The 13,224-nt window shown below is 43.1% G+C and carries 12 protein-coding genes and 1 tRNA gene; 6 read left to right on the top strand and 7 right to left on the bottom strand.

All coding sequences use genetic code 11. From position 1 onward, the window contains the following. Window positions 1-349 precede the first annotated feature (349 nt). Both ACZ41C_RS08450 and rseP read right to left on the bottom strand, forming a co-directional pair. Window positions 350-423, bottom strand: a tRNA-Asn gene (locus tag ACZ41C_RS08450). Between the two features lie 80 nt (window positions 424-503). Next, entirely contained in the window at window positions 504-1,856 is a 1,353-nt protein-coding gene (gene rseP / locus ACZ41C_RS08445) for an RIP metalloprotease RseP (RefSeq protein ID WP_464565557.1), read from the bottom strand. 159 nt (window positions 1,857-2,015) lie between these two features. On the opposite strand from rseP, the gene ACZ41C_RS08440 reads away from it, so the two are divergent. The 5 genes from ACZ41C_RS08440 to ACZ41C_RS08420 all read left to right on the top strand — a co-directional run bounded on the left by ACZ41C_RS08440 (window position 2,016) and on the right by ACZ41C_RS08420 (window position 7,204). Then, on the top strand, window positions 2,016-2,684 hold the full coding sequence (locus ACZ41C_RS08440; RefSeq protein ID WP_464565555.1) for an SCO family protein: 669 nt from the start codon (window positions 2,016-2,018) through the stop codon (window positions 2,682-2,684). A 271-nt stretch (window positions 2,685-2,955) separates the two neighbouring features. Next, window positions 2,956-3,201: a FeoA family protein gene (locus tag ACZ41C_RS08435; RefSeq protein ID WP_138256422.1), complete on the top strand. Its 246-nt coding sequence runs from the start codon at window positions 2,956-2,958 to the stop codon at window positions 3,199-3,201. After that, entirely contained in the window at window positions 3,198-5,417 is a 2,220-nt protein-coding gene (feoB, locus tag ACZ41C_RS08430) for a ferrous iron transport protein B (protein ID WP_464565552.1), read from the top strand. Before ACZ41C_RS08435 ends, feoB begins: the two co-directional genes overlap by 4 nt. Next, a complete protein-coding gene (locus ACZ41C_RS08425; RefSeq protein WP_162850203.1) occupies window positions 5,417-5,566 on the top strand; it encodes a hypothetical protein in 150 nt (49 codons plus the stop codon). Before feoB ends, ACZ41C_RS08425 begins: the two co-directional genes overlap by 1 nt. A 120-nt stretch (window positions 5,567-5,686) precedes the next feature. Next, entirely contained in the window at window positions 5,687-7,204 is a 1,518-nt protein-coding gene (locus tag ACZ41C_RS08420; protein ID WP_464565550.1) for a carboxypeptidase-like regulatory domain-containing protein, read from the top strand. A 110-nt stretch (window positions 7,205-7,314) separates the two neighbouring features. Here ACZ41C_RS08420 and ACZ41C_RS08415 read toward each other — a convergent pair whose 3' ends face one another. The 5 genes from ACZ41C_RS08415 to ACZ41C_RS08395 form a co-directional block, all read right to left on the bottom strand. Next, window positions 7,315-7,701: a DUF423 domain-containing protein gene (locus ACZ41C_RS08415; RefSeq protein WP_464565548.1), complete on the bottom strand. Its 387-nt coding sequence runs from the start codon at window positions 7,699-7,701 to the stop codon at window positions 7,315-7,317. Between the two features lie 21 nt (window positions 7,702-7,722). Then, a complete protein-coding gene (locus ACZ41C_RS08410) occupies window positions 7,723-8,085 on the bottom strand; it encodes a SnoaL-like domain-containing protein (protein ID WP_464565546.1) in 363 nt (120 codons plus the stop codon). Between the two features lie 697 nt (window positions 8,086-8,782). Further along, window positions 8,783-9,226: a hypothetical protein gene (locus ACZ41C_RS08405; protein WP_138256427.1), complete on the bottom strand. Its 444-nt coding sequence runs from the start codon at window positions 9,224-9,226 to the stop codon at window positions 8,783-8,785. Window positions 9,227-9,339: 113 nt separating this feature from the next. Then, window positions 9,340-10,161 carry a ZIP family metal transporter gene (locus ACZ41C_RS08400; RefSeq protein WP_138256428.1) on the bottom strand — a complete coding sequence of 274 codons (822 nt, stop codon included), beginning with the start codon at window positions 10,159-10,161 and terminating at the stop codon, window positions 9,340-9,342. Window positions 10,162-10,171: 10 nt separating this feature from the next. Continuing rightward, window positions 10,172-10,834, bottom strand: a complete 663-nt coding sequence (locus ACZ41C_RS08395) for a metal-dependent transcriptional regulator (RefSeq protein ID WP_138256429.1) — start codon at window positions 10,832-10,834, stop codon at window positions 10,172-10,174. 102 nt (window positions 10,835-10,936) lie between these two features. Between ACZ41C_RS08395 and ACZ41C_RS08390 the strand changes: the two genes are divergently transcribed. Further along, window positions 10,937-13,201, top strand: a complete 2,265-nt coding sequence (locus ACZ41C_RS08390) for a TonB-dependent receptor (protein ID WP_464565543.1) — start codon at window positions 10,937-10,939, stop codon at window positions 13,199-13,201. Window positions 13,202-13,224 lie beyond the last annotated feature (23 nt).

Genomic DNA, 13,224 nt, shown 5'->3' with positions numbered 1-13,224 from the left:
TAACCCTCTTAATTGCAGTTAAATGAAGCTTACCTAAAAAAACCGGCACCAATAGATTGGATTTCATTTTTTCCTTAAATCACCTCTAAAAAGTCCCCACTGAGCGTTGAGTAAATGGTTGGAACAGACTTCTCTCCCAAAAACTGTTGGATACAAAAAGTTCCATCTTTGTAGATAGGGTCGTTTCCATTTTTAATCCTCCTTACATCCCAAGCTCAGTAAAGCATTAGGGTTTCCGTTTATTTCGTTTATTTTGAGGTAGTCGAAAACTTAGGAACAGGCATCTCGCCCAGAAACTTTTGGGCACAAAAAAACCTTGCCATTTTCGACAAGGTTTTTCTCTTTTTTGCTCCTCCTCTTGGGCTCGAACCAAGGACCCTCTGATTAACAGTCAGATGCTCTAACCAACTGAGCTAAGGAGGAAAATACCGTACTTTATCCTTTAAAGCGGGTGCAAATATAAATGTTTTTTAAACTTTGCCAAACAAAAAAAAGTTGTTTTTCTATTTAAACAACCATTTGTATAAATCGTTCCCATTGGCGAACAACAATAGTGCAATCAGCAGAAAGAATCCGGTCATTTGGGCATATTCCAAAAACTTGTCGCTCGGCTTTCTGCCCGTAATCATTTCGTACAATAAAAACATGACGTGTCCTCCATCCAATGCGGGAATGGGCAGTATATTCATAAAAGCCAAAATAATGGAAATAAAGGCCGTGGCACTCCAAAAAGCGGGCCAGTCCCAACCATTGGGGAAGAGGCCTCCAATGGCCGCAAAACCACCAACTCCCTTGTAGGCTCCCGTAGAAGGGTTGAATATTTTCTTCATCTGCTTTACATAACCGCTAAGGGTACTCACTCCTTTTTCAATACCCGCGGGAATGGATTCTAGAAAGGAATACTTTATTCTTTCAATTTTAAAATACCCCATGTTGGCATAGTCCTCATAGGTATCCAGGCCCAGCATAACCCCCAGTTTTCCATCTTCCGTAACCTTTGCCTCCACAAGGAAAGTTTCATCCCCTCGCTTTACCGTGAGCTGTATGGTGCCGCCTTTGTTTTGTTCCAAATAGGGCGCCACCTCATCTTGGTAGGCTACTTCATTTCCATTGATGGCAATAACGGCATCATTCTTTTGAAGACCGATGTCGGTGTTGGGAGAATCCTCTGATACATCGCGAATCACAAATGGCGTTCGTAAACTTAAAAACCGTGCCTTGTCCTCGTCTTCCAATAAGGTAGCGATAAAGTCAACCGGAATTTCCTGGTCAAAGGTTCTTCCATCCCTTTGAATCGTAATGGTATTTCCATTGATGATTTCCAAGGGAAGGGAACTGAACTTCTCCACTTTTTCCCCATCCACAGCGGTAATCAAATCCCCAGTCTGTATCCCTAATTCATCGCCAATATGCTTTTCGGTCACCAAAAAACCATCCTTTAAACTATCGGCAGGAATGTACTCCTCGCCATAGGAATAGGCCATGCCTATGTAAATAATAACCGCTAGAATAAAATTCACGGTTACCCCGCCCAACATAATGATCAAACGTTGCCAGGCCGGTTTGCTACGAAATTCCCAGGGTTTGGGTTCCTCCTTCATCGCCTCGGTATCCATACTTTCGTCTATCATACCGGCGATTTTTACATAGCCTCCCAACGGAAGCCACCCAATGCCATAAACGGTCTCCCCTATTTTCTTTTTGAAAAGGGAAAACTTAACATCAAAAAAGAGGTAAAATTTCTCTACCCGTGTCTTGAACAATTTGGCGGGTATAAAATGTCCAAGTTCATGAAGTACGATCAACAAGGAAAGGCTTAAAAAAAATTGGATAGTCTTTATAGCGATGGGGCTCATTTACGTCTTCTAAAAATTAAATCGGACAAAAGTACAGTTTTACGAGGTCTAAAAAAAAGAAACTCGGTATACACCCTCCATTTTAAGAATATTTTGGCTTCAATAGGGGCTAAAAATTTGAACGGAATCCCGTGCTGGCGTACCTTTGCACAAAAAAATATGGGCTCCTTTTTTAGTAAGTTCAAGATTTTTGGCGTGGTGATGCTTTTCGTTTCGGGGGTCATCATTTACCTATTTTATAACGCCTTACAGCCTAAAAAAATCCTCCCTGTCTACACCCCTGCCATGGTGAACAGTGAATTGGTGGCAGCCGAAATACAGCATGTTAGAAAATACCATACCATTGCAGATTTCGCCCTGGTAAACCAAAACGGGGATACCATCACCCAAGAGGATTACAAGGATAAGATTTATATAGCCGATTTTTTCTTTACCAGCTGCCCTACCATTTGCCCGATCATGACCAAGAACATGGCGTCCATCCAGGACAAAATCGGTGATGATGTCCTGTTGCTTTCGCACTCCGTTACTCCTCAGATAGATTCCGTGGCACAGCTAAAAAAGTACGCCCTTGAAAAAGGCGTGGACGATTCCAAATGGAATTTGGTAACGGGCGATAAAAAGCAAATCTATGAACTGGCACGCAAATCCTATTTGGCCGTTAAGACTGATGGAGACGGCGGCCCTTTTGACATGATCCATACGGAAAATTTTATCCTGGTGGACAAGAAAAAGCGTATACGCGGGTTTTATGACGGTACCAAGGTCGAAGAAGTAGAAAGGTTATTGGAAGACCTGCAAGTGCTAAAATCCAGTTACAAGGAGTAGACTTAAAACCTTGTTCGATAATTCCCTTAAAGATATATCGCCCTTAGAGCCTTTTAAAATTTGTATGATTGATTTTTTGTACAGCCCATTTTTGGGGCAGAATAAGGCAAAATCGAAGATAATAGCAGCGCTACTTGATGAGATTTTAACCAAATTATTCGCAAAAAGGTACATAGAAAAACAATGGATGGAAATTTAAACAGGCTCTTAATACTTGCTTATCCTAAAATTTACCTTATTTTTGCTTAATTATACTGAATCTAAATAAGAATTGGAGACAACGGTTGCACGCTTAAAGCGAGGTCAAAAAGGGATTATCAAGGAGTTCACGGAGGATTTGTTGCCCATTAAGTTACTGGAATTAGGTTGCTTGCCCGGTAACGAAGTGGAACTGGTACAGGTAGCTCCCCTAAAAGACCCCATCTATATCAATGTCAACGGCTCCCATATTGCCATTAGGCGCATAATTGCGGAACAGATCGCTTTGGAGATCATTGAGGAAGATAGGCAGCCATGAGCAAACAGATCAACGTAGCGCTCATTGGAAATCCCAATACAGGAAAGACCTCCGTTTTCAATCAATTGACCGGACTCAACCAAAAGGTAGGGAACTACCCTGGTATTACGGTCGAAAAAAAGGAAGGCATCTGCAAACTGCCCAGGGGCGTACGTGCACACATCATTGACTTACCGGGCACCTATAGTTTGAACACTACTTCGCTGGACGAGAGCGTTGCCGTTGAACTACTCCTCAACAAGAACGATAAGGACCATCCGGATGTGGCTCTTGTAATATCTGATGTAGAAAATCTCAAACGGAACCTACTGCTTTTTACCCAAATCAAGGATCTGAAGATTCCCGCTATTTTGGTCATCAACATGGCCGACCGTATGGCCCGAAAAGGTATCAGCATAGACATACCGCTCCTTGAAGAGAAACTCAATGCAAAGATAGCCTTGGTTAGTACCCGAAAAGGTTCTGGAATCGAAACGCTAAAGGAACTTATAGCGGATTACAAAAGTCTTTCCAAGGCACCCAATGTGGACACAACGGTAATTGACCCGGAGTATTTTGACAAGCTAAAAAAAACCTTCCCCAAGGAGGACATCTATAAATTGTGGCTGGTCATTACTCAGGACGTCAACTTCATGCCCATAGAGAAAAAGCTGATCAAGGACGCCTCTTCCTTTAGCACAAAAACGAAATCCGAATTAAAACGGTTGCAGCAAAAGGAAACCATCCTAAGGTATCAGTTCATCAATGGCATTTTAAAGGAAACCTACAAGGTAGATAGGAACGCCGCCAAAGGTTTTAGGGCTACCTTGGACAAAATCCTTACCCATAAGGTTTTTGGATATCTCATCTTCTTCATTATTCTTCTCACCATCTTCCAAGCCATCTATGGTTGGAGCGAATACCCCATGGATATGATAGATGGTTTTTTTGCCTCGGCTACGGAATGGGTAAAGGATACCTTACCACCGGGAGTGTTTACCAACCTTATTGCAGAAGGCGTCCTCGCCGGCATTGGCGGTATCGTCATTTTTATCCCCCAGATCGCTTTTTTGTTCCTGTTCATCTCCCTTTTGGAAGAAACAGGATATATGAGCAGGGTGGTGTTCCTTATGGACCGTATTATGAGACCCTTTGGCCTTAGTGGAAAAAGTGTTGTGCCCTTAATTTCTGGGACTGCCTGCGCCATTCCCGCGGTCATGGCCACCAGGACGATCGAAAACTGGAAGGAACGGTTGATTACCATTTTGGTGACGCCCTTTACCACTTGTTCCGCGCGATTGCCCGTTTACTTGATCATCATCGCCCTGGTGATCCCAGAAGGTAATTTTCTTGGATTAAGCTTTAAGGCACTTACCTTGATGCTTTTGTACATTCTTGGCTTTGTGGCCGCGATTGTATCGGCCATGGCTCTTAACAAAATTCTAAAGATCAAGAGTAGATCGTTTTTTGTGATTGAACTGCCTAATTATAAGCTGCCACTATTGAAAAATGTGGGCTATACCGTTTTGGAAAAGACCAAGAGCTTTGTCTTTGGAGCGGGTAAAATCATCCTTGCCATTTCCATCATTCTTTGGTTCTTGGGCTCCAATGGGTTTTCCGATGATTTCAATAATGCCGAATCGATTATAGAAAAACGAGTTTCTCAAGAAGGCTATTCTACCTACAGTGAAACCTACATCAAGAACAACCTGGAACAGTACCGCGCATCCTTGGTAGATAGCGGGATGGACCCCAACGTGATACAGGACTCTATCCAAACTATGGAATCCACCTTGGAAGGTAGGGCCCTAAATCAAGAAATAGCCAGTTACAAATTGGAACATTCATACATGGGCTATATGGGCAAGGCCATTGAGCCTGTGGTGGAACCCCTAGGGTATGATTGGAAAATAGGAATCGCCGTTCTGACCTCCTTTGCCGCCAGGGAAGTTTTCGTTGGTACCTTGGCCACCATCTACAGTGTGGGCAATGACGAGGAGGAAACCATAAAGAACCGCATGGCGGCAGAAGTGAATCCGGTAACCAAGGAACCTTTGTTCAATTTGGCATCAGGGATATCTCTATTGCTGTTCTACGCCTTCGCCATGCAATGCATGAGTACCCTAGCCATTGTGAAAAGGGAAACCAATTCTTGGAAATGGCCTACCTTTCAGCTGGTATTTATGAGTCTTTTTGCCTATATTATAGCGCTGATTGCCTATCAAATCTTAAAGTAATGGAAATAGTACAACACATATTGGTCTATATAACCCTACTCATTTCGGTTGGATACCTCGCCTATAAATTTGTGTTGCCCAAACGACTGTTTTCCGTTGGTAAAAAATCCAGTAAAGCCTGTGGACAGGACGATTGTGGATGTCATTAAACCTGGGCGCCCGCTCGACGAGATGTTGTTAAAAAATCAATAAATCTTTCACAATACTATCCAAAAGGACAAGGTTTTGTTCATTTCGATTATTTAGTTTGTACTCCATTCCATCATCCAATGTACAGAACACGGACCTTTGCCATTTCTAGTCTTACCCTACTCTTTAGCACCTTACTGTTCTCACAGAACATAAGCTCCACGGTACTGGACAGTACCACCTTACAACCTGTGCCTTATGCTACCATCATCTTGAACAAAAATGGGGTCATTACCAATGAAGAAGGGAAATTCAGTTTTTTGATGACCGAAAGCATCAAAGAAACGGACTCACTTTTCATTTCATGCATTGGTTATGAATCCATAGGGAAGCCTTTGAACCAATTTACGGGCAAGGCTATACTTTTGAGCCCAAAAGCCATAGAACTCAAGGAAGTGATCGTTTCAAACAAGGACTACACGCCGGAGGAAATTCTGGAATTGGTCGAAGAAAACATCGGCAAAAATTATAAAAACAGTTTTACCAAAAAGCGTCTGTTCCTAAGGGAATCATACAGAAATTACATTGAAAAATCCAACTATACCATCAAGGAATCCACCATTCCCGCTTTGAACAGGCAATTTCTGGACAGTGTCCTAAAATCGATTCCATCAAACGATACCTATTATACGGAAGTATTGGGAGATCTCTATGGATCAGAGGACCAGGATGAACAGAAATTGGACCTGATAAAGGCCTCCGAACTTTATGATAAGAATAGCCGCTTAGATATGGAAAACCTGGAGGAACGGTTCAATGAGATCATCAAAAAGAACGTAAAGACCGATAGCTATTTCAAGGTAAAATCAGGCCTGTTCGGAACCAAAATCGATGCCGAGGAACTCTTTGACCAGGAGGTGGATTCCAGTGAAGTGGAATCGCTCAACAAGGAACTTGAAAAAACAACGGAGCGCAAAAAGTTCTTCGCCAACTACAAACGCAGCACCTTGGCCAACCTATACACCAACCTGCCCATTTTTAAGAATACGGACTATAACGTACTGTGGAAGTCCAACCGATACGACCTAATCCTGGAGGACTTCACTTACATTGGGGACAAACCATTATATGTCATTGATTTTAAACCGAAGCGATCAGAAGAATTTAAAGGGAAACTCTATATAGACGCCAATGACTTTGCGCTTATAAAGATGGATTTTGAAAATGTGGAGCCGCTGAGAAAATTCAACCTCTTGGGCATTTCCCTAAATGAGTACCTGGCAAAGGGCAGTATACTTTTTGATAAGGACGCCGATGGAACGTACAGCCTCCGCTACTATGAAATTACCAAAGGAAACCGGGTTGGATTTAAACGACCGGTGAAGATCATTGAGAAGAACAAAAATGTTAAAGGGCGAAGGAAGCAGAACGAACTCCATTTGAAAATTGATGCCGCCTTCAACGGAAGGAACAAATACGAGGTGGTGGTGTTCGATACTGAATCTATCTCTGAGGCGCAGTTCAATGCATTCACTGAAAAGAACGACGTCCTTCCCCAATACATGCCCAAGTACGACCCTGATTTTTGGAAAGGCCATACCATTATGGAGCCCAATATGGCGATCAAGGAGTTTACCTCACAAGTTGAAAACGAATGATCCACGAACGCATGAACTACCCTGAAGAAAGTCATAGGGATATCAAAATCAACACCGCTCCGCCCGCCTGAACGGCACGGGCAAGAAAGACCTTCAGGAAACTTCAATGATCAAATCAACGTATCAATAAAGGAATAGAAAAGCAATGCCCAACCCAAGACCAGCAACAAGCCTCCAAGCGGAGTAATAGGTCCCAGAAATTTTAATTTTCTTCCTTTGGATGCGCTCACGCACAATCCATAAATACTGAAGGAAAACAGTAGGGTTCCCAGAATAAAACTGAGCACCATATACTGTTCTGCCTTGGTTTCCAGATTGTAATTAAACCCGATCATCAAGAGGACCAGGGCATGGTACATTTGATATTTGACCCCGGTCTCAAAACTGGCCAATTGATCCTGGGTAAAGGTTTTTTTCAACCGATGCGCACCAAAGGCACCCAGGATGATTCCCAACAGTCCAAAAAAAGTACCTATTACTTGAGCTAACAAAACCATAAAGGGACACCTTGATAATTGCTATTCATCATAGAAAAACTGCTCTTTCACTATTTTACCGTCGTGAATCTGATATACTGCGATTTCGGAGGTTTTGGACCGTTGACCGGATGGCTTATGGGTCGTATCCATTTCAAACCTTACAGAGAACCAATTATCTGCCACAATAGGATCAGAAACCTCGGTACTATGAACTTCAAAATTCTCCTGCCACCACTCCCCTTTTTGCTGTATTCCTTCAAAACCTTCCACACGGGCTCCTTCTTTAGTACCATCGTTTTCTATACTTATAATTTTTGGGCTGTATAGCTCTTGATACGGTTTTTCAAAGTCCCCTTGTCTACAGTAAGATACCAGTTTATTGGCAATATCCTGGGTTGTCATAAAGTTCGGATTTTATTACTAATTACCCCTTCCCTTTGTGCTGGGAATTAATCCTTAATATAAATTAAAAGGCAGGACTAAAAATACGAATAATGTGCTAGGCTCAGGATATTGAGCTACTAAATTTTTGCTTTTGTCATAAATCGAACTATCTAAAAGAAGCAATATCCTTAAACCGTTGTGCATTTTGAACCTGTTACCCTGATAAAAGGGTCAGTTCGAGCCATTGGAAAAAATTTTCGTTGAAATGTGAATGACATTTTTTTGAACGGAGTGTGTAGATTTCAATGGTGGTTCTATATTTATAAATTAGAGTTTGTAGTGTCCGTTGAAAATCAGCGATAATGAACGAAGGGTTGGAAGTACGGTGCGTTGGCACAACGCATGTAAACCCGATAGTGAATGGTGCGCAGCAATTGCCTATTTTCAACTTGATTTTTTTGCTTCGTTTTTTTATCAAGAAAAAAATGAAGGGAAAGCCACGAGTATAGATGCAATCTAAATATCCGGCAATTTTTATGTTAAGAATTATGTCATTGGTAGTGATTTTTCGCAATGCAATGAAGAAAAATTGTATCGAGAACATTTTTATGGCCCATAGGTTCTCGATACACTTGATTTTCGTTGGTAAAAATTAAAAATCAAGCACCCAAACTGATATTTTGTATAAAATTTTAAAATGCACAACGGGTTATCCTTAATTGGGTTCCATGCCCATGGCAGGTATTTTCTGCTGAAGTTGATTGAACAGTACATCAGTTTCCAGGGAATCCTTAAGGTTGAAATAGAGTTTTAGGGAATCCTTGTAGACCAATTTAATTTTGGGCTGGGAAATATTATCCACAAAGACATGGATTTTTTTATCCGTCAAGGAATCCTTAAATTCCTGAAAGATGCCCTTTTCCTTCTCAAGGGCGGAAAATCCATTCAAACGGATCATGGGCGGAATTCGCTCCACGAAAACCACACTGTCCAAGTCGGAGTAGGCTACGTTCTCCACATAAAACCCGGAAAGCAGGCGTATATGGTCCGGTGCGGTCTTGACCCAGTTTTTATAGTGAACCATTAAGGCGGAGACGCAAAGTGTGATGGTAAGGACCAATATCAAGTTCCAAAACCAATGTCTCTTTTTTGAATCCATATTTTTAAGCTGTTAGGGTCATTACGAATTCGCCGTTACTCAAGTCGAAAGTTCACTAACTATAACTGCGTATTTCCTGAAAAATTATTTTGGCCCCACTATGAAAGATCGGTTTATCCCAATCCAACATCCAGCGTCATCATGATGATAAAGCCACCTATAAAGCCCATGGTTGCGATATCCGTATACTTATCCTGTTGTGTTTCCGGTATAACCTCTTCCACGACCACGAATATCATGGCTCCTGCCGCAAAGGAAAGTGCGTAGGGCAGAATGGGTTGAAACGTAAGTACCGCCCAGGCACCCAAAACGCCTGCAATGGGCTCTACAATAGCAGAGGCCTGTCCGAATAGAAAACTCTTCGTCCGGCTAAGTCCGTGCCTACGCAAGGGCATGGCCACTGCAAAACCTTCCGGGAAATTTTGAAGCCCTATTCCCAAGGCAAGGGCGACGGCCCCACCAATGGAAGCGCCCTCAAAACCCGCGGCAACACCTCCGAACAGTACGCCCACGGCCAAACCTTCCGGAATGTTGTGCAGGGTAATGGCCAAGGTGAGCAAGGTTGTCCTATGCCAAGGGGTATTTACACCTTCGGCCTCGCTTTCCTTAAAATTGATATGCAAATGGGGTAGAATTTTATCCAAACCAAAAATAAATGCAGCCCCCAATAAAAAGCCCACTGCGGCGGGTATTACTTTTACAAAGCCCTCGCCCGGACTCATTTCGATACCCGGGGCCAACAAGCTCCAAAAACTGGCGGCGACCATAACGCCCCCAGTAAAGCCAAGCATACCGTCCAGCACGGCCCTGTTCATGGTCTTGAAAAGAAAGACAAAGGAGGCTCCTGCCGCCGTAAGAATCCATGTGAACAAGGTGGCATACAAGGCAGCCAACACAGGGTTTATCGATTCAAAATAGGTGATAACAGCATCCATATACGTTCGTTTAGTTCTTTTCCAATACTTCCAAATAGAGGTTAGAGGCTATTTGGTCCGATATCCTCATTTCCCTTTTGTTAATCAGGATACTCATGGAACCATCAAAATCCTCCCGCTCCACAATTTTTAAGGTATCTCCCAAGGATATTTGGTTCTTGTCCAAAAATTTCAAAAAAGCGACGGAGGAATCATTGACCCCCACACAAACACCTTCGGAACCAACGGGAAGTTCACTGACCAATTTTTTGACCGACTTTTTAAACTCCCCATCTTTGGATGGAATAGGGTCGCCGTGCGGATCTACCCTAGGGTTTCCTAAATAGGTATCCAATTTATCAATGAGCTTGTCACTTTTTATATGCTCCAACTGCTCCGCTACTTCATGGACCTCGTCCCATGCGAAATCCAGTTTATCCACCAAAAAGACCTCCCACAACCGGTGCTTTCTAACAATGGAAAGCGCCGTAAGCCTACCCTTTTCCGTTAAGGAAACCCCTTTGTACTTCCTGTAGTTCACCATGTTCTTCTCGGATAGTTTTTTGATCATATCCGTTACGGAAGATGGTTTGGTATCCATTTGGTCCGCAATGGCGTTCGTGGAAATGGAAGCTTCCTGCCCTCCGCTCAAATGATAAATGGTCTTTATATAATCTTCTTCTGAAAGGGTCATTATTTTTTTATATCCTGCTAAATTACATTTTTATATCCAAAAACAAATATTTAGTTTTGTCTAAATTTATTTTTAGTAATTGTTAAAATAATATTTTGACTTATGTGTATTAGATATGTTTGCTGTATTCTTCTAATGTTGTTTTGTCTTAGGACATGGACACAGGAAGCTACTGTATCGGGCCATGTTTCATCTGAGGGGCAGGCGATTCCTTTTGCAAACATCTATTTAAAAAACACCAAAATCGGAAGTGCTACCGATGAATTTGGGAATTATTCCCTTAACAATGTGGATGCCGGAACGTATACCCTTATCGCCTCCATTATGGGATATGCCCCTTTTGAACAACGAATTTCAATTGTAAAAAACCAGCAACTGGTATTCGATATAGAAATGGCCCCAGTGGCGGAAAGCCTAGATGAAATGGTGGTTACAGGTACCCTTAAAGCCGTGAGCCGTTCCGAAAGCCCGGTTCCTGTGGAGGTCTATAGTCCTACTTTTCTGAAACAAAACCCAACGGCAAACATTTTCGAGGCCTTGCAGAACGTCAATGGGGTTCGGCCGCAAATAAACTGTAATGTCTGCAATACGGGTGATATCCACATCAACGGATTGGAAGGTCCGTATACCCTGGTGTTGATCGATGGCATGCCCATTGTAAGCGGCCTTGGAACGGTTTATGGCCTTATGGGAATCCCTAACTCCCTGATCGAACAGATCGAAATCGTCAAAGGGCCTGCCTCCAGTTTATATGGTAGCGAGGCCGTTGGGGGATTAATCAATATCATCACCAAAAACAATTTGGAAGCCCCGGATTTCGCCGCAGATACCTTTTTGACCGGATGGGGCGAATACAATCTGGATGTGGGTGCCAAAATAGACGTAGGGAAAAAAGCGAACGTGCTACTAGGCCTCAACTATTTCAATTTTGATCAGCTGGTGGATAACAACGGGGATAATTTTACCGATTTAACGATTCAGGACCGTATCTCCGTATTCCAAAAGTGGGGTTTTCAACGAAAGGATAACCGAATATTTTCACTGGCCGGCCGCTATTTTTATGAAGACCGATGGGGCGGGGAGCTGCAATGGACCCCGGAGTTTCGTGGGGGAGATGAAATATATGGTGAGAGTATCTACACCAGCCGATGGGAAATTTTGGGGAAATATCAGCTACCCCTGGAGGAAAAAGTGTTGTTCTCCTTTTCGTACAATGACCACAGTCAGAATTCGGTGTACGGGGATACCCCATATTTGGCAGATCAGCGCATTGGTTTTGCCCAAATGACCTGGGACAAAAAAGTGGGCAGGCACGATCTTTTGCTGGGCACGTCCCTCCGATACAATTTTTATAACGACAACACTCCGGCAACACCCCTTGCGGACGAGGTTTGGATTCCCAGCCTATTCCTACAGGACGAAGTGGCCTTGGCCAACAAACATTCCCTTTTAATGGGACTCCGATACGATTATGACAATCGGCACGGGGCGATTTACACGCCCAGGACTGCCTACCGGTTTAAGATAACGGATAACGATATACTACGCCTAAACGCCGGTACGGGGTTCCGGGTAGTGAATTTATTCACGGAAGACCATGCCGCATTGACCGGCGCCCGGGACGTTATCGTAACCGAAGCTTTGGAACCGGAACGTTCCGTCAATGTGAACCTGAACTATCTTAAAAAGATATATGGTTCCAATGGTACGTTCGCAAGCTTGGACGCATCGGCCTTCTATACCCGATTCAGCAATGCCATCCTACCTGATTACGATACCAATCCCAACCAAATCATCTATGACAATCTGGACGGTTTTTCGGAATCCCAAGGAATAAGTGCCAATTTGGATGTAGTCTTTCCAAATGGATTCAAGTTTTTGCTCGGTGCAACGTTTCAGGATGTCAGCCAAACGGAAAATGGTGTAAAAACCAGGCAGATACTTACGGAAAGCTACACCGGCACTTGGAACTTGGGCTATACGTTTCAAAATTTAAAACTAACGGTGGACTATACCGGAAATCTGTATGGCCCTATGCGACTTCCCACCTTGGGCGAAACGGACCCACGAAGCGATTATTCCCCACTTTGGAGCATACAGAACGTTCAATTTACATACAAGGGACTTAAGGATATGGAAATCTATGGCGGAATTAAAAATTTGTTGGACTGGACACCAAACCGAGGCAATCCCTTTATCATCGCCCGTGCCAACGACCCCTTCGACCGCGAGGTGGTGTTCGATTCCAACGGTATTCCCGTTGCCACACCCAACAATCCCAATGCCCTTACCTTTGACCCTTCGTATGTCTATGGTCCCAATCAGGGCATACGGGGATTTCTGGGTCTGCGGTACCGGATAAATTAATACCCAGTAGAATTTTGAAAGTT

Source organism: Maribacter sp. C-4077 (assembly GCF_055378385.1).
The sequence above is the reverse complement of the archived record's forward strand: the minus strand, read 5'-3'. Positions and strand labels throughout refer to the sequence as shown.